Raw genomic sequence first — 17781 nt, forward strand, 5'->3', positions numbered from 1 at the left:
TGTTTGTGGGAGAAGAAACAGTCGAGGAGATGGTTACGGTAGGAACTGTGACATCCACCGTCACCCCGTCAGACGTAACGACTGAGCTTGTGTTGCCTGCGGCGTCCTTGGCACGAACCGACACGTAATACGTCGTCCCATCTGTTAAGCTCAGGGAAGACGCCGAGGCGGAAGTGCTACTACCTGCGCTAGTCCAGTCCTGCACGTCTGTCCCACCGGAGGTTGTGCCGATGGCCCACTCATACGAGGTAACACCCACGTTGTCGGTGAAACCGCTCCAGTTCGCCTGAATCGTTGAGGCCGAGTTCTGGTAGTCAACGTCCGCAGCCACGCCGTCAGATACCACCGCGGAACCTGCCGATGGAGCACTCTCCTCCACTGGATTCAGCTTCAGCACGAAGACGTCGTCTTGGCCGTTGTGGAACCTATCATAGGCCCCGGACGTTGTCGGAAAGTCGGTCGAATACACATCCCCGGTCACGTACACATTGCCACTGGCGTCCAATGCCAGTGAATAGCCAACTTCGTTACTACCACCTCCTACAAGGGTGGAGTAGACAAGGCCGCTGCCACTTGAATTCAGCTTGGCTACGAAAACATCGGCCGTCCCGAAGAGAGTCGTGTCATAGGCTGCAGATGTGGTCCCGAAGTCTGTGGACTGTGTGGACCCAGTCACGTAGGCGTTTCCACTGGAGTCCACCGCCAGCGAACGTCCAGTATCTGTTGTGCTCCCCTTTAGGAACGTAGAATAGATCAGACTGGTGCCGGTTGAGTTCAGCTTCGTCACGAAAACGTCCCTGGGACCGCCGAAAGATGTCTGATAGGCCCCGGATGTGGTGGGAAAGCTTGAGGACTCGGTGTATCCGCTCACATACGAGTTTCCGCTTGTGTCCAATGCAAGGGAAAGGCCCCAATCTACACCACTCCCCCCCAGGAAGGTGGAGTAGGTCAGGCCAGTTCCGGTTGAGTTCAGCTTCGCCACGAAGACATCGTAGGCGCCGTTGTGGGACGTGTCATAGGCTCCGGATGTGGTCGGAAAGTCGGTGGAATTCGTATAGCCAGTCACGTAGGCGTTGCCGCTAGTGTCCAACGCCAGCGACTGACCAAGATCGTTACTGTTTCCCCCTAAGAAAGTAGAGTAGATGAGGCTCGTGCCGGTTGAGTTGAGCTTAGCTATGAAAACATCCTGACTTCCGTTGTGGGAGGTGTCATAGGCTCCGGATGTGGTCGGAAAGTCGGTGGAATTCGTATAGCCAGTCACGTAGGCGTTGCCGCTAGTGTCCAACGCCAGCGACATAGCAACATCGCCACTGCCGCTCCCTAGAAGAGTAGAGTAAATGAGGCTACTGCCGGTTGAGTTCAGCTTGGCTACGAAAACGTCGTACGACCCACCGTTCCAGGACGTGTCATATGCACCGGACGTGGTGGGAAAACCTGAGCCGGCCCAACCAGTGACGTAGACGTTACCGCTGTTGTCCACCGCCAGCGAACGACCGAAATCACTACCGCCGACCCCCAGGAAAGTGGAGTAGACAAGGCTGCCGCCGGTTGAACTCAACTTAGCTACGAAGGCATCGTAACTTCCACCCGGGTGCGACGTGTCATAGGCCCCGGATGTGGTGGGAAAGCTGCTTGAATACGTATACCCGGTCACGTAGACATTGCCACTGGTGTCCAATGCCAGGGACTGGGCCTTGTCGGATGCACTACTCCCCAGGAAGGTGGAGTAGATAAGGGGATCAATGACAAGAGCCAGATGTGGGTAAGCGGTCTCCACTTCAAATCCAACAGAACCATCCTCCCTCAACACAAACCTTCCTGGCACTTCTTCCTTTCCACCGCTTGCTTCCTGGTATGCCAATAGCTGACCGTGTATAACGACACCAAGGCTCGTGCCCAGAGCCAGGTCCCCTTCCCGGGTCATCCAGACATCCTCAGGCCCATCAAAACGCAGCCTCACCTGGGCCAGGTCCGCGCCTGGCTTTACCACCAAGTCATACCTCAGGTACCCACCGTCCATGTGTACCCTCGCACTGATGCCCGGGTAGACCTCCTCCATCACCACCTCTTGAAACAGAGGAACGAAACTGGCCCACCTGGAGGGGTCGTTGCCGATGAAGTAATTGTGATAGGCCTGGGAAAGACCACGGCCTGCAACCTCGCTAGCCAGCCCTCCTTCAAACTCCATCCTTACCACATGACCGACCCGGCGGATCCCCTCAAGAGTCTCACGTTCCCACGGTGGACTGTGCGAATGCTTTAGATCACCCGCTTCTCCTCCACTCTCCACACGGTAGAAGTCATACACGATTCCCGAATCGGTGATCCAGGCAACCATACCCCCAAGTCTAACCTGATATCTCACCACTTCAGGCCATTGGCCACGGTTTTCCACGAAGACAGGCCTGTTTGCATGACTCAACTGGTCCGTTACTTCAGGGATCACATCCCTAGGCCTTTCCGGTATGGACCATCTCATCGTCTCTGGGGGGATCCACCTGGGCTGCTTGATACCGAGTAGAGTGGGTAATGGAAAGTAGTTCTTCCCTATTTCCGCTGTATTGCGTAGGGCGTCCTGATCTGCCGGCTGCAAGAACGACAGGAACGCTTCGTGCGGGATGCTCGCATCCTCCGTCGATCCGAGCGCCATGGAACCTACAGTCAGGAGCCAGACGAGAACCGCTATCCTACCTTGCAACGATCACCCCCTTACCAAAACCCAGAATCTCGATAACGTCACCATCCTGATCTACGAGTTCACACACCTGGGTGTACTGAAGGGTCGACTCGCCCTGCGCCGTCGTGCCGAACACAAGGTTCGCCAGACTACCCGTGCCCGAAACAGAAGCGCTGTCGGTTCCCAGGTAGATCGTATGGATGTCAAGAATGCCTGATGCCGGGTCATCTTCATAGAAGAACAGCGGAGGGCCGCTTCCCTCAAGGAAATCCCCGGGCTTCACAGAGGTCAATGACAGGTTCGCATTGTCATAGGTTAACTGGATGTGAGCACCCGTCATGCTGTCTACCTCCATGGCAAACACCCGGATACTGACACTGTTGCCCGTGTTGACAGAGATACTATCGGGAAAGAAAACAAGAGCAGGGGGCAGGATCCCTTCTTCTTCAGCTGCCTCAATATCCAGAGGGTTCTCAAATTCCCCTGTGGGAACCTCGCAGCTGAGAATGAGAACCACCCCGGCCGGCAATGCCCACTTAATCCAGCGCAATGGACAGCCTCAGTTGTGCTTGTTGATGTTTGGGATCAAAGGCGAATTGAAGAGAGGTAGACGAGTTGGCCTGATCAGTTAATCTTGGTCCAACCAAATAGGCATGGATCACATTCCCCAGCCAAAGACCTGCTGCAGCGTACGCCAGCATCGTTATCTGGTCATTAGCTGTTGTCATCTCGTTAAGGCTGTCTTTTGCCTTAGCCTTGTAGTCGGCAACGAGTTGTGGGTCAGTTGCATTGTTATATTCGGTTTGAAAGACATCATAATCATCGTTTGCTGACTGATAAGCGGTGTAACTGACATAAGTAAGTCCACCTACAGCGAGCTCGGAGAGTATCCATCCAAACGCCCACATTGTCTTCTCTGCATAGAACTGTCCAAGCCCTGGGAAGACCAGCGATCTCATCATGGCTCCCATTCTCGTCTTTACCACAGGAACCGGCTGGGCACCTGCAAAAGATTTGGCTCCTAACTTTCGGCGTTCTATCAGCTCCTCAGGTGGCTCCATATCAACCATCTGATATGCAAGGAATTCAATCTCAATGATCAAACCATCCACCTGGCCTACGTAAGAGACATTTCTCGTGCGAATAGACTCACCCGTTTCTACTGAGATCATTCTGGCATCGATTGTGAAAGTCTCACCAACCTTCCCAATGGCGCCACCAAACATCTGCTGGACGCCGAGAAGTTGTCCCACTTCAACAGCGCATTCATCGCTAGTACAGCCCGTTTGCTGAAAGCCCTGCTCCTGAAGAACCTCCTCCATCATTCTCCGTTCGACTAACCGCACGCCACCGGTATTGGCGATTGAGCTCCTGAAGCGGTCCGTCAATGTCTGGGCTTCAAGCTGGGAGATACCCCTCCCCTCAAAATCCACCACAGCCACAGTGGGACGGGTATCTTGGGCACAAACAGCCGAAAAAATGAGTGTGAGCACAGGCAGAATGGACGTAGCTGGTCCGAGCGGGCCTCTCCAAAACACCGATGACCAGATGTCCTTGAAATATTTCATGAGATCAGAACTAATGAAAGCACCCTTAATTGAAGTTTAAACACGAGTAATTCAAACGCAACAAAAAACTGTCCGCACGATCGGTGCTAAAACACGCCAGAGTCACGGGAGAGATATGCAAAATCGGTGTATCCACGCGCCACAAAATCGATAGTCTTCGTGGGAGTGCTAACCTGCAACCCGGTGTGGTGTTCCCCAAAAACCGCTACAAGTCTGGCGTCATTACGAGAGGAAGGATCATTCCTTGTTTCTCTTAACGACCACCAGAGTAATATCATCCATCTGGGGGGCGTCGCCAGCATGGGACCGAACAGCCGAGACAATTCCATCAATGAGCTCCTCCGAGGAAACGTCCAAGTTGTCCTTCACAACCTCCTCAAGACGTTCTTCCCCGAATTCTTCCTCATGGGCATCCATGGCTTCAGTCACTCCGTCTGAATAAACCACAAGCACGTCACCGGGAGCAAAGGAGATCGAGTCTTCTTCAAAGGATGAATCCTGCATAAACCCCAGGACAATTCCCCCCGTAGCCAGACGTCTGGGATCATCCTTACGTGAAAAGAGAATGGGATTATCGTGACCGGCATTGACGTAACGCATTCGACTCTCTTCGGGATCGAGAATCCCGTAGAACAGGGTCACAAATTTTTGAACGTCTGTAGACTGCCAGAGCAGTTCGTTTGACCGCTCGATGCACTCAGCACAAGAGTGAGTGGGACGCGTGAGACCCCGGAGCGTGGCCTGAACGTTTGCCATGAGTAGCGCCGCTGGAAATCCCTTCCCGGATACATCGCCCAAACAGAGTGCCAGTTCCCGGTCATTCACGGGAATGAAATCGTAGTAGTCACCCCCCACTTCCTGGGCCGGGATACTCTTACCGGCAATGTCATACCCGGCAATTCGCGGATTTTCATGGGGCAGCAAATGCATCTGAATCTCATAGGCAACCCTCAACTCCTGTTCCATGCGGAGGAGCTGCTGTTCTTCTTCATATAAACGGGCATTCTCAATGACCTGCGCAGATTGGGTGGCAATGATGGATAGCAGCCGCTGATCTTCCGCACTGAAGCCTTCTTCCCCCCGCTTGTTGAACACATTCAACAGACCGATCATATGGCCTTTCAGCCGAAGCGGGACGCTCAATAGCGATCGAACTGGAAAGTCCTGTTTAGCCGTGCCACGAAAGCGATCATCCTTCTGAAAGTCAGTAACAAGAAGGGGGACCTGATTTTTCAGCATCCAGCCCGAAAGTTGAACGCCGAAATGGTAAGGAACTATATCTGACCTGGACTCCATCTTGCGGACCATGGTTCGGAAAGGACTGTCTGGTACTTCCTCGTCAAGCAATAAGACTGCACCCTGTTCCACCTTCAGGTGCTTCACACACTTCTGAATAATGAGTTCCACCACATCGTCCAGCTCCCGGGCGCTACCGACAGCAAGGGCGATTTCGTTCAATATGGCGAGTTCCTCTACTGCTTTGCGCAGTCGCTGGAGTTCGTCAAGCCGTGTGGTCATTTCCCTTCTCCCTGGTGAACGGGTCGCTCAACCGCCTACTCTTTCTTATAACTCTCCACAGCCTTCTCCACCGTCTCGAAGCTCTGGAACACCTGGATGAGTTGCGTTGCCATGAAGACGCTGTAGATCTTTCTGGTAGGACGGGCGATCTTCAAATCCCCCCCTGCATTACGCAGGGAAGTGTAGGAAGCAAGCAACGACCCGAGCCCGGTACTGCTAAACCATTTCACCTTTCCCATGTCCACCACGATCTCCTTTTGACCTTTTTCAATGAGATCCTTTATGTACGGATGCAAGAGGACGCTCTGCGGACCGTTAATCATCCTGCCGGAAAGGGTCAATACAGTAACATCGCCTTTAGTGCTCTCTTTTATTTTCATCCCGATCTCTTCCTCTCTTTTTTGGTCCTTGGCTTAAGGTATTTAATCAACGTGAGCTCATTTATGTTCTCTGGTTTTCTCTCATAGCGCACATCATCCATCAACACTTTCATGAGGGGAATTCCAAGTCCGCCATTCTTGTATTGCATGAAGTCCTGGTTGATGTCAAACGGTTCAATACTATCAAATTCAAATACCTCTCCCTTGTCTCTAATTACTGCCTTGATGGATTTTTCGTCGATCCGGATCTCCAGATGACACCGGGCTTGATCTTCCGTGGTGCTGCCGTGACGCAACACATTGTGACAGGCTTCCGACACGGCCATCTCCACCAGGTCCGCGTCCGAATTACCCAGACCGTGCTGCCTTGAGATAAAATGGATCAGTTCCCGGGTTTGATGGAAGTGCTTCCGGCTTGACGAAATGGTGATCCTGTAAACGGGACTAGCCGACATATATCACCTGGACCGTAATGTTGTCAGCCCCACCGTTCTGTCTGGCGAGGTCGATGAATTCCGCCACAGCATCATCAGGCCCCTCATGAGCCAGAATCTCATGGAGTCGATTCCTGGAGACTGAGCCCCATAGTCCGTCCGAGCAGAGGAGAAACCGGTCGCCGGGAGACAGGCTAAGGGACTCTTCCCTGATGTTAACATTGACGTCGGCCTGAGCCCCCAGCGCTTCCGTGACAATATTCTTGTTGGGATGACTTTCCGCCTGTTCTTTCGAAATAAGCCCCTCATCGACCATTTCCTGAACCAGGGACTGGTCCTTGGTAAGTTGCATCAATTCACCATCGTGTAAATAGTAAGCCCGGCTGTCTCCCACATGGGCAAGGTATGCACTCTCCTCCTGAATGACCAGCGCCACGCAGGTCGACGCCATCATAGCTTTACGGTAAACACCGACTTTTTCTCGGAAAATCGCTTCATTTATCTCTGTGAGGACTTTCTGGAGAAAACCGGGTGTGTCTTCAGGATCTCTTTCGGAGAATCTTTCTTTCAATTGATCAACCGTTGACTGGCTCGCAAATTGTCCCCCCTCTTCATGACCCAATCCATCGGCTACCACGAAGAGATCGCCCCAGTCACAGTGAATGTGGGACCACCGATCCTGGTTCACTTTCCTAACGAGACCGATGTCAGAATTGCCGGAAAACGACAGCCTCATTTCATCCTTGAAGTCTCATTATGCGCGATAGGCGCCTTCTGGTGTCCTGTAGTTCCACTATTTCCTGGTCTGCATACTGCCAGAGGCCCAGCAATTTTTCATAATTCTCTCTCGCCAGATCGAGCTCTCCCATTGCTTCGTAAATCCTCCCTCGCGCGTAGAACACTACGGGATAGACGAAGCTATGCACGTTTCGGGAGACGGACGGCTCCTCCATCTCCCGCGTTATGGTAAGAGCCTGACTGTAATTCTTTCTCGCCAGATGGAGCATAGCCTGTTTGTGAAGATAGAAGTCCCGCCAAACCTTGGAATTCTTCAGATTATCACATTCCAGGAGGGCCCGATCCACCTCCCCCAGAAGTTCAAAACGCTCTATGAGCAACGCATTGTATGTGAATTTGGTCCAGGAAGTAATGTCCTCTCGTTCAATGATTTGGCTTACCGTATCAATAACATCAGATAACGCCTTAACCTTTCCCCACCGTGCATGGAGTGCTCCTTCCCAGTAGTAGGCGAGAAGTACCAAATCAAGCCCCGGATTCACTGCCAGGGCACTGTCCAGCAGAGTTAGAGCAGTGGTTGTATCTCCCAGGAAATGGAATAACAGAGCCTGCCAGATAATTGTGTTGGCCTCAGTATCTTTACCGATAGATTTGGAAATGACAAGAGTTTCACTCAAATCCTCCAGTGCCTTCCTGTACTGTCCCTGTTCTTGATAGAGATCACTGATCGAGTTTCTTCCTGTTTCCTGCCAGGTGAGGGGAACTTCGGGCCGAACCATCCTGGCATACTGCTTCAGTGCCTGATCATACTGACCCGTAAGTTGGTACGCATAACCCAGGCCATTGATGAGAGAATACGCTTCCGGATCCAATGAGAGACCTCTTTGGTAAGCTTCGCGTGCCAATTCAAACTCCCCTTTGCCGCGATACATAAGGGCAACCTGACCGTAGCCCGATGGTTCGTCAGGGTACAGACTGATATAGTGCTCGACCACCTCGATACCCCGGTCAAACATTCCCGATTGGTAGTAAATATCAAAGATATGGCGGTACGCCAGCTTGAATTCGGGGTCTAATTTGAGAGCCTGTTCGAAGGCATCAAGTGCCTTCAAATTCTCTCCGGACCCGTGAAAATAGGCCTCGCCCAAACCATACCACCCCTCTTTCTCGTCAGGATAGTCCTTGACCAATGTCTTAAAGATGGACTCACCTTCGCTGATGCGGCGTCTTATGAATGCCAGCACTCCCTCAACAAGCAGTCTATCCTTTCGAGGAATGTCTCGGCTGCCGGAAAGGATGTGGGAAAGGGATTCTTCTGCCTGTTGGTCCGTGGCCACTCCTAATCCTGAAGCAGACCACCACTGGGCAATGGCCATCTTGTAGTATGCCTGATTGAAAGTGGCGTCGACGGAGACAGCTTTCTGGAACCGAACGATAGCATCATCAAACTCTAGTCTGTTGAGTAAATCAACGCCTTCCAGATAGTGTTGGTACGCCTCGACCGAGGAAGTTGTCTTTTCTTTCACGGCGACATCCACTCTATCCACCGTCGTAGCTGGCAGATTCAAATCGTTCCGTATCTGTACCGCCAGGTCGTCCACCATTGCAAAAATGTCGGTCCCGTCAGCCCGTTGGGACCTAGCTACTGTCCCCGTCAGGACATCCACGAGTTGAGAGGTCAAGATCAGTTCCCCGCCGGCTTGTATCAACTTTCCCATGAGCATCGTCTCCGCTTCGGCCTGTTTTGCCACCTCCGTGGCGATCTCTGGATCGATCTTCCTTCGATCTCTTGACCCCAATTGTTTCTGTATGTCAAAAAGCCGCTGACTGCTGAATACCTTCAGGGACGCGACTTCTGATAGATCGGCTATAATGAGCTCCTGCAGGATTTGACCCAGCCGCTGACTGTCTTCAGGATCTCCAAGGTTCTCGAAGTATAGTACTGCCAGAGAATTCTCTTGAATAGCAGTTATTGGTTCGACACCTCTCTTTAATAGTCTCTGTATCCCAAATATCAGTAGAACTGCAACCACAGCTGCAGCAAGGATATAGGCGGGAGCACGCCTAACTGGTTTTTTCTCCTCGACCCTGGGCACGGGAATCGCTGTGGTAATAGTAGTTGTTTTCCCCGTTTCAATGTCTTTTTTCAACTTCTTCAAATCTGCCGCCAGGTCGTCTGCGTGTTGATAACGATCTTCCGGATCCTTCTCCAACGCCTTGTGGATGATCCGATCGAGCTCATTGGGAATGTTGGGATTCAACGTACTGACAGGCAGAGGGGCCTCGTTCACAATCGCATAAAGAATAGCGGCATCATGCTCTCCTTTGAACGGAAGCTGACCAGTGGCCATTTCGTACATCACCACGCCAAACGAAAAGAGATCACTGCGATGATCTACTTCAGACCCTTCTGCCTGTTCAGGGGACATGTAAGCTAATGTTCCCAGAGTAGACCCTTCCTTCGTTACTCTTGTCTCCCCTTTCCGCCTGGCCAAACCGAAATCCATGATCTTAACCAGACCGTCTTTGGAAATCATAATGTTCTCAGACTTGATGTCCCGGTGGACAATCTCCTGGTTATGAGCCGCATTTAGACCGTCTGCCACAGAAATGGCAATCTTTAAGACCTCCTTAGTCTTGAAAGGCCCTTTTTCCAGCTTGTCTTTGAGAGTTTCACCCTCCACGTATTCCATCACGATGAATGTTTCCTCATCCACTTCGTCAATCTCATGAATGGTCATGATATTTGGATGACCCAAGGCAGATGCTGCCTGGGCTTCGTGAAGGAAGCGAACCCTATCGTCTTCACTGGCAAGAAGATGATGTGGCAAGAACTTCAGAGCGACGGCGCGCTTGAGTTTGGTGTCTTCGGCCTTGTACACTACACCCATCCCGCCACGGCCCAGTTCTTCTAGTATCCCGTAGTGGGATATTGTCTTACCGATCATAGATCATTATCACCGTGTTTCCTGCGGGGCCTGCGGGATCCCGCAACGGCGGGATTCCCCCCTCACCCAGCTTCTGGAGGATCTCATAATGGGAAACAGTTTTGCTGACCTGTCCCCTGTCTTCTTGGTGGATCATCGTTTCCGACCAGGGGTCCTCACCGTTCGCCACAGTCGGGCATCGGACCCTAATTGCATAATTCCTGGGGAAAAGTTTACAATGTTCAGAGGAAATATGGAACCAAGTCAGCTAAAACACAACAAATTCAAAGATGGTTTTCGCTTTCACGAAAAGCGTTGTGAGGGGTTCTTTGAGGGTAGGATGGAATAAAGGAGAGAGACTTAACGCATCATGCAAGATGTTGAGGTTTCGTTTTCATTGACACGAGGGCATAAGATACCCCGAGTACTTCAGCCAGCTTTTTCTTGCTGTGCTGGTATTTTCCCAGAAGGAATAAAAACAGATCAGCCTCAAACCTCTTGTTTGCCTGTTTCCAGGTGAGCGAGCCCAATGATTCGATATACTCATCGAAGTAGACATCCCCTTCAAAGGGGCGATCCAGAGGCTTCCCTCGCTTCAATCCCAACTTCTTCTGATAGAGGAAGTATGTGCGTGTATTGATCTTGAGAGTTCGACACAGCTCGGGAGCATGTTTTGTCCGGAGAAGCTGCAAACTGAAGAGATTCTTGTGGAACACGTTGCGAATTTCTTTCAACGTCTTGCCCATGGCGAAGTCAAAGATTTTTTCCTGCACGTCAATGCGTGGAATCTCTTGATTTCTCCTCAAGAATTTGACGTAGGTTTCCAGTAAACGTTTCCGGTAACCCAGGACGGGCAGTCCCAGATCAAGTTCTTTTTCCAGTTCCCTGTATCCCAGGGAATAGAAGTGATCAGCCAGGCCGATATCTCCTAACATTTCATGACAGAGCCCAAGCTTATAATAGTCTTCAAATGCCATATCGCGCATTTCATATCGAGTGGTAAGCTGGAGTGACTGGCCGTGGAATTTGATGGCTTCACGATAGTTTTGACGTTCGAATTCGAGGAAACCAGTATTCTGCAGGGCAAGTCCCAGGAGGTAGGGGGAAAGTCCATTACGAATATACTTTTCAAAAAGCGCCTTGGCCTCGTCATAGGATCCCTGCTGAATCAACATCCATCCTTTATCGTTGATGACTTCGTGTTGATGATCAGTCAGGCCGTGTTCCACGGCAACGGACATAGCTTCATCGAGGTACTTCTCCGCTTCCTTGAAGTCTCTAACGTGCACACATATTGACCCCATATGCCTCAGAACCGTACTGAGTCGGAAATTCTCACCGGTTTCCTTGTAATGGTCCACAGACTTCGCGAGTAGCTGTAACGACCGGTCGGGATCGGTGTAGTTGATGGACAATCCGATGTAAGTCCTAATGCGCCATTTCAATCTTGGATTCCTGGTCATCGTTAAGGCAGTTTCCAGAAGAGACACTGCCTCCCTCAAATACCCGAGTTTTCGTAACAAGTTGGAAAGCTCCGTAAAAACATATGCCTTTACATCATTCACGACCGATTGGTCCAGTGAAATATGAAACGCGGCGAAGGCCTTCCTGTAATTGCCGTTGAAGGTATGTATTCCCCCGAGACAAGCCCACGCAACGCCGCTGAGATTAGGATCGTCCAGTTCCAGCACATGAATTAGGTCACCCAGCGCATTTTCCTTCGTCAGAAGGTTTAACCGATAGGCTTCCTCCGTCTTATCCAGATACAGATTTATGTGAAATCCTTCGATCAATTCCTGGGGCGGAATGGTTACTTTTTTCCAGGGGATAAAGTTTCTGATATCACTAATGACGAGACTGTCCGTTGTCATGATTCCTCCTCGGGGTCTGGTATGACCCCGGTCTTAATTTACTCCCATAAACAGTGTTGCTTCTGTCACGCCTCTGGCGTGCTTTTTCCGCATAACTTCAAAAGTGCCATAGTATAACGAAAAATTAGTTTATGAACAAGCATCATGATAACCTTTGATTATCTCTTTCGCAGTCTAATGAAGAAATCCTTACGTCAGGACTTCTAACCTGGATAATCCACCAATTGGTCCCGCAGTTATGCGGGAGGTTAACCCCGCCTGTCTGACCGCCAGGCAGGCAGTCCCGAGAGTTTTCGGGACATGCGGCCCATCGAAGATCCCGTAGAATGCGGGGAAGGGTGATTAATTCATCCCGACGCTTCGGGATGAATTAATCAGGCTAAAGGAATAGGAATGCGACACTGCATACCTTTCCCGCACTGCCGGTCACGGAACCGCAAATTTACACCCTCTGTTCCGTCACAGAACGGCACATACTCGTCCCGCTGGGCGCCAGACCCTGGACGCAGACAGTTAAGCGGGCAAAGGGCCCAATTATCTATCTGTAGATAAAGACGTTATGGTGAAGATTTTACCACCGCTCGCTGGTACCTGAACTCATAACATCCTCCTCATAGTTTTTCCGGTAAGTTGAATTGTGACACGAAACATCGTTGCGCAATGCCCTCAAACTTGAGATCACCCGTTTTGGCTGGGTCCCGATCCATTCTGGCTTGGTCCTGATCCATTCTGGCTGGGTCCCGATCCATTCTGGCTTGGTCCTGATCCATTCTGGCTTGGTCCTGATCCGTTCTGGCTGGGTCCCGACCCGTTCTGGCTTGGACCTGAATCAAAGGTCTGAGAGGGATCGGTTGACAGTGGGTTCGCGAAATCGGAGCATGCCGTAGCTCCGAACAGTAGCGCCGATAGTACCACGATGATTCTTTTCTTCATGACTACCTCCTTTATGTATTTCAAGATGGGGGATAGTATTGCATAAGAAAGAATAAATCAAGTAAAATCATGTAAGTTCTTAAAAAACTATCTCTTATGATTCGTTATATTGCGTTGGTTCCTTCTCTTTCGCCTATCCAGACAGCTTCCTCCAGCTGTTGCAACTTTCTTGATTCCGCCGACCGACCGTTCAGACGGAAAAAGGTGCATTCCCGGCGACGGGTCAGCGTCCTTTTCTCAGATTTCTCGACCAGTTCGCTGGTGTAACTTTCCTTCATGCCATAAGGTCTTCGAGAATTGTGTTCCGAAGAAGAGGTGGCTCCAGAGAGGTTTCATGATTAATGTTGCACCGGAGTTCATCGTGGTTGAGGGATGAAAATGAAAGGGATGCTCATTCCGGCGTTAAGCCTGTCTCTGCTGACACAGTCTTCATACGCACAACTGGGATGGGCACATCATGAACCCGACCTGAACTGGCGAACCATCCCGTCGGAACACTTCTTCGTTCATCATCCCGCAGGTTACGAGGAATTGGGAATGAGGGTGACCGCGCTTTGTGAAGAGGTCTATCACCCTATTTCCCAGTCCCTCAATTACCATCCCGGCGTAACCCATGTGGTGGTGCACACGAGATCTGACATTCCAGGAGGGGTTGTCTCCTCTCTCCCCTGGAGAATTGAATTATATCCCCCGGAGCCTCATAGTAACACCTTCGGTTCAGGAAGCGATTGGCTCCGACTGCTCATCATTCACGAGTTCACCCATATCGTCCATCTGCGAAAACGGGAAGGCCTTTCCAATCTTGCCTATCCTCTCTTTGGCGATTTCGGTGCTCTCTTTCAGGAGACTGTGCCCAGATGGTTTACCGAGGGGATTGCCACTCTCAATGAAACGCGCTATACGACCGGAGGCAGGGGTAGAACACCGTTTCATTGGATGCAGATGGCGGCTCCCATAAGGGCTGGAAACCCATGGCCACTGGAAAACACGAGCTATCCCAGTCGTAAACGAGCCCCACAGACCTCTATGCAGTATATCTCAGGCTATTACCTGTCGTTCTATGTGACCCGGCAATACGGCTCCCAAGCATGGGCCGGGATACTGGATCGATATTCAAAATTCCCATTCTTGGGATTTGGCCACGCAGTGAAATCGGTCACAAAAAAAAGACCGCAACAGATATATGAAGAACTAATCACACAATTCCATGACCCTCAGGCTTTTAGAGAAACACGTTATCCGGAAATCGATATCTGGCAGCAGCCTACCATTCCTGAAGACCAGCTTTCACCCAGGTGGCGCGATGAGAACCATCTCGTGTTCTATCGAAGGAGTCTCGATGACTTAGAGGAGCTCACCGAGGTCAACCGCACCGGCATGAAGCGGCGGATCGTACAAAGAATTCTCGCCAAGCAAGACAATAGCTTTACCCTGGGAAAGGATGTCATCGTATGGTCAGAACTGCATCCACACCCTCGGTTTATGGCAACAGTCTATTCGGATCTCAGAGTATTTGATCGTGGAACCAAGGAGATGCAAACGCTGACAGAAAAAGCCCGAATATTCAATCCGGACCTATCGCCTGACGAATCTCAAGTCGTGGCCGTTCAAACGTTACTACCCATAACTCGACTCGTCTCAGTCGATCTGGAGAATGGGAATATCAAGACTCTTCTGGAGATTCCCGGCGCAACCCTTTTGAATCCCCGATGGTCACCCGACGGAGAACACATCACCCTGGCAGTAAAAGATTCCGCCCACAGACAAAATATCGCGGTTCTGAACACAAAAACAGGATACTGGGACCACCTCTATTCCCCCAATCGTCACCACGACAATAATCCTTGCTGGTCCACCGATGGTAAATACGTTTTGTATGCCTCCGACGAATCGGGAGTTTTTAATATCTGGGCCGTTGAGGTTGCTTCCGGGAAAAGATGGATGGTGACCGACGCCAACCTGGGAGCCTTTACTCCCGACGTCTCCCCTGGGGGGGATGAATTGGCCTTTTCAGTCTACACCCACACCGGTTTTACCATTGCTACCATGTCACTCGATTCCACGCGTTGGATCAAGAGAGCGAATGTTGAACCAGCGGCCAATCCCATGATTTTCCAGGGGAAGCTAACCTCTTATGAAGATTCCACTCGACCCGGAATAGTGAATAAGCAAACTTTGGCTTACCGGCCGTGGACACAGTTGGTTCTCCCACAGGCATGGTCTCCTTATTTTCTTAACCTCGAACAATTTCAGGCATTGTGCTTGTATGTGACGAGCAGGGATGTTCTTCACCGTCATGCCTGGCAAGGCAGTCTGGGCTTCACCGCCAATGAGTTCCGCCCCCTCATCGACTGGTCTTACACTTACAGTCGTTTCTGGCCAGAATTCCAGCTGAGAACATACGCGTTTCCAGAAGGGGGTAACCGAAACAATGACGACAAGTTGTGGGTGAAAAAAGGCGCTGAAGTGGCCCTGTCGTTGCCCCTGTTCCTCGAAAGAAATGTCTATACCACCTTTTTCCAACCCTTCTTCCGGATGAGGCACCAATCTCTGGAAGAATCACAAACCTACCGGGGGATACGACTGGGGCTCAACTGGACAAGAACCGGACAGGCTCCGCGGGACATCGCGCCTCACAAGGCTCTATTCCTATCCCTGTTTGCTGGATGGTCGATCCCCGCTTTGGGAAGCGATTTCACCGGACGACAATTCTTTAACCAGGCAGACATATTCTTTCCTGGCCCGGTACCCCATCACCAGATCCACCTGTCCCAAAGATATCACAATCGAGACAACAGGGGAGGAAACTTCAGTTATCCGTTCTACGGAGCTTTACCTACAGGGTACAATGACGATAAAAGGAGCCATCAACTCCGCTTGCGGCTTGCCTACGTCTTTCCGGTGGCCTATCTTGAATGGAGCATTCCTATTCTTCCCATATATGTGGACTTCCTGGATGCTGCGCTCTTTTATGATTGGGGATCGAGCTGGAACAAAGTGATGGAACCAGATGATTTACTTAAAGGAGAGCGGTCCTCGAAGGGGGTCCAGGCAACGATGGTCAGTTATCTGTTCCAGAAGGTGCGGGTGCGCCTGGGCGTTGCAGTTTTTTATCACTCGAAAGACCGGGAATGGAAAACTGTTCCGGTACTGCAATATAAGCTCGGGTTGTGAAGTTGATCTGAAAGTCCTACACCAGAAGAAGGGGACTCACCGCCGTGGCCATGAGATAAATGAAGATCCACCAATCGGCTACACCAACTCTGGTTTTTTGTCTGAACTGACTCATGAATTTCTCCTTCCTGCCAGTTAGACAGAAGAGGTCTCAAATAGTTGTCAGAGGAAAAGTAAAGAACAGGAGATCCAACCGGTCGCTGCAAGTGCTCTGAACTATCGTTACGTGAATTCTCTCCTCAAATATTTGTCCAGGGCAGACACACGTCTCTCCAGTTCTCCGTATTGGTGTTCGTCAAGGAGGGACACACAGATCCTTATCCCTTCGCGGACGGTGCCGGTGGGTTTGAGAGGAATTCCGGCAAGTCCGAAACAGAGCATGTGGTATAGCAGTTCCTCCCCGGTCATGTTTTCACGACAGATCGTGAAATAGAACCCATCTGCGATTGGCTCTCCCAGGTCGTCCTTATACAGGAGATCAAATCCGTAGGACTGAAAAACCTGCTTCGCCTTGTGGGCTCTTTCTCCATACTGCCGCACTTTCTTGAGGAAATTGTATTTTCTGTCACAGGCTGCCTCCATAAAAGCCGCAAAGGCATGTTGCGGTGCCTGAGGAACGCCGGCAGTGGTCGCGTAAACTCCTCCATAAATAAAGGCATATCCAAGTATGTCCGTATCATAGTAGTGCTTGAGGTTCGCGTATCTTCTATTCATCAATCCCGGTGAAATGATGGTGACTGCAATGCGTTGCCCTGCGTAGCTGAATATTTTCGAGCTCGAAATAATAACGAAATAGTTATCGGTGTAATGGGCCACCGTTGGCTGGAATGGAGGTTCACCAGGGACACTGTAATCGGACCGGAAATCCATTCCGAAATAGGCGGCATCTTCAATTCCAATAACATCATATTCTGTCAGGAGATTTCCTATTCCCTTGAGTTCCTCATCTTTCAGGCATGACCAGGTTGGATTGTTTGGATTTGACCAGAGAAGGGCCCCTATTTTCCGGGATGAAAGAGTCTCTTCCAGCTTTTTCAATAGCTTTGTGCCCCTGCAATCATAAAGATCGATGGATTCGGAATTCAATCCAAGAAACTTGGTCTGCAATTTGTTCACAGGGAAGCCCGGATCGATATAGAGAATGGTGCTGGATTCTTTCTTTCTGCGACCGGCAACGGCCTGACTGATAAAGCCTCCCTGCATGGCACCCACCGTTGGTACACAGTTCTCGGGGGAAACATCTATGTTAAGGAATTTCTTTGCGAAAACTGCCGATGCCTTTTTGAGCCGGGGAATTCCATCGAAGGGGGGATACGTGGAAGGGAGTCTTTCATTTTCCTTTAGTACCTTGATCTCTTCTTCAGGTCCAATCCTTTCCGCAGGAAGTCCCGGAATCCCGAACTCGAAGCGAAGATACTCGATCCCCGACTGCGCCGACAGTCTATCTACCAGTGAACGGAGTTCCCTTATTCCAATACGGGCAAGATCAACGGCTCCTTCCCCGAGCACTCCATCAACAAGAGATCGATCCAACGGAAGTGAAAAGTTGCCGGTTTTCATC

The 17781-nt window shown here is 50.8% G+C and carries 13 protein-coding genes; 1 reads left to right on the forward strand and 12 read right to left on the reverse strand.

What is annotated here, in order from left to right:
• The 11 genes from V3U24_08555 to V3U24_08605 all read right to left on the reverse strand — a co-directional run.
• Positions 1-2698, reverse strand: a 2698-nt coding sequence (locus tag V3U24_08555; protein ID MEE9167490.1) for an SBBP repeat-containing protein, incomplete at its 3' end; no start/stop codon positions are given.
• On the reverse strand, positions 2688-3227 hold the full coding sequence (locus tag V3U24_08560) for a cohesin domain-containing protein (GenBank protein ID MEE9167491.1): 540 nt from the start codon (positions 3225-3227) through the stop codon (positions 2688-2690). The genes V3U24_08555 and V3U24_08560, both read right to left, overlap by 11 nt.
• Positions 3214-4245: a DUF5683 domain-containing protein gene (locus V3U24_08565; GenBank protein ID MEE9167492.1), complete on the reverse strand. Its 1032-nt coding sequence runs from the start codon at positions 4243-4245 to the stop codon at positions 3214-3216. Before V3U24_08565 ends, V3U24_08560 begins: the two co-directional genes overlap by 14 nt.
• 237 nt (positions 4246-4482) lie before the next feature.
• The gene (locus tag V3U24_08570) at positions 4483-5763 is read right to left on the reverse strand and encodes a GAF domain-containing SpoIIE family protein phosphatase (protein MEE9167493.1); all 1281 of its coding nucleotides are present in this window, start codon (positions 5761-5763) and stop codon (positions 4483-4485) included.
• A gap of 35 nt (positions 5764-5798) precedes the next feature.
• Positions 5799-6143, reverse strand: a complete 345-nt coding sequence (locus tag V3U24_08575) for an STAS domain-containing protein (GenBank protein ID MEE9167494.1) — start codon at positions 6141-6143, stop codon at positions 5799-5801.
• The gene (locus V3U24_08580) at positions 6140-6598 is read right to left on the reverse strand and encodes an ATP-binding protein (protein MEE9167495.1); all 459 of its coding nucleotides are present in this window, start codon (positions 6596-6598) and stop codon (positions 6140-6142) included. The genes V3U24_08575 and V3U24_08580 overlap by 4 nt, the downstream gene beginning before the upstream one ends.
• Complete coding sequence (locus tag V3U24_08585; protein ID MEE9167496.1) at positions 6588-7313, reverse strand: protein phosphatase 2C domain-containing protein; 726 nt, start codon at positions 7311-7313, stop codon at positions 6588-6590. The genes V3U24_08580 and V3U24_08585 overlap by 11 nt, the downstream gene beginning before the upstream one ends.
• Position 7314: 1 nt before the next feature.
• Positions 7315-10263 (reverse strand): protein kinase, encoded by a 2949-nt coding sequence (locus V3U24_08590; protein MEE9167497.1) that lies wholly within the window; start codon positions 10261-10263, stop codon positions 7315-7317.
• Positions 10253-10399 carry a hypothetical protein gene (locus V3U24_08595; protein ID MEE9167498.1) on the reverse strand — a complete coding sequence of 49 codons (147 nt, stop codon included), beginning with the start codon at positions 10397-10399 and terminating at the stop codon, positions 10253-10255. The genes V3U24_08590 and V3U24_08595 overlap by 11 nt, the downstream gene beginning before the upstream one ends.
• 211 nt (positions 10400-10610) lie before the next feature.
• Positions 10611-12113 carry a hypothetical protein gene (locus tag V3U24_08600; GenBank protein ID MEE9167499.1) on the reverse strand — a complete coding sequence of 501 codons (1503 nt, stop codon included), beginning with the start codon at positions 12111-12113 and terminating at the stop codon, positions 10611-10613.
• Between the two features lie 1037 nt (positions 12114-13150).
• Positions 13151-13324: a hypothetical protein gene (locus V3U24_08605; GenBank protein ID MEE9167500.1), complete on the reverse strand. Its 174-nt coding sequence runs from the start codon at positions 13322-13324 to the stop codon at positions 13151-13153.
• Between the two features lie 94 nt (positions 13325-13418).
• Between V3U24_08605 and V3U24_08610 the strand changes: the two genes are divergently transcribed.
• The gene (locus V3U24_08610; protein ID MEE9167501.1) at positions 13419-16220 is read left to right on the forward strand and encodes a hypothetical protein; all 2802 of its coding nucleotides are present in this window, start codon (positions 13419-13421) and stop codon (positions 16218-16220) included.
• A 222-nt stretch (positions 16221-16442) separates the two neighbouring features.
• Here V3U24_08610 and V3U24_08615 read toward each other — a convergent pair whose 3' ends face one another.
• On the reverse strand, positions 16443-17780 hold the full coding sequence (locus V3U24_08615) for a pyridoxal phosphate-dependent aminotransferase (GenBank protein ID MEE9167502.1): 1338 nt from the start codon (positions 17778-17780) through the stop codon (positions 16443-16445).
• Between the last annotated feature and the right edge of the window lies 1 nt (position 17781).

The organism is Candidatus Neomarinimicrobiota bacterium (genome assembly GCA_036476315.1).
Taxonomy (GTDB): Bacteria; Fidelibacterota; Marinisomatia; order Marinisomatales; family S15-B10; genus JAZGBI01.

Excerpts from the sequence above, each read along its gene's own strand:
- V3U24_08575 (MEE9167494.1), bottom strand. The coding sequence starts at position 6,143 with ATGAAAATAAAAGAGAGCACTAAAGGCGATGTTACTGTATTGACCCTT.
- V3U24_08580 (MEE9167495.1), bottom strand. The coding sequence starts at position 6,598 with ATGTCGGCTAGTCCCGTTTACAGGATCACCATTTCGTCAAGCCGGAAG.
- V3U24_08585 (MEE9167496.1), bottom strand. The coding sequence starts at position 7,313 with ATGAGGCTGTCGTTTTCCGGCAATTCTGACATCGGTCTCGTTAGGAAA.
- V3U24_08565 (MEE9167492.1), bottom strand. The coding sequence starts at position 4,245 with ATGAAATATTTCAAGGACATCTGGTCATCGGTGTTTTGGAGAGGCCCG.
- V3U24_08595 (MEE9167498.1), bottom strand. The coding sequence starts at position 10,399 with ATGATCCACCAAGAAGACAGGGGACAGGTCAGCAAAACTGTTTCCCAT.
- V3U24_08615 (MEE9167502.1), bottom strand. The coding sequence starts at position 17,780 with ATGAAAACCGGCAACTTTTCACTTCCGTTGGATCGATCTCTTGTTGAT.
- V3U24_08610 (MEE9167501.1), top strand. The coding sequence starts at position 13,419 with ATGAAAATGAAAGGGATGCTCATTCCGGCGTTAAGCCTGTCTCTGCTG.
- V3U24_08600 (MEE9167499.1), bottom strand. The coding sequence starts at position 12,113 with ATGACAACGGACAGTCTCGTCATTAGTGATATCAGAAACTTTATCCCC.
- V3U24_08605 (MEE9167500.1), bottom strand. The coding sequence starts at position 13,324 with ATGAAGGAAAGTTACACCAGCGAACTGGTCGAGAAATCTGAGAAAAGG.
- V3U24_08570 (MEE9167493.1), bottom strand. The coding sequence starts at position 5,763 with ATGACCACACGGCTTGACGAACTCCAGCGACTGCGCAAAGCAGTAGAG.
- V3U24_08590 (MEE9167497.1), bottom strand. The coding sequence starts at position 10,263 with ATGATCGGTAAGACAATATCCCACTACGGGATACTAGAAGAACTGGGC.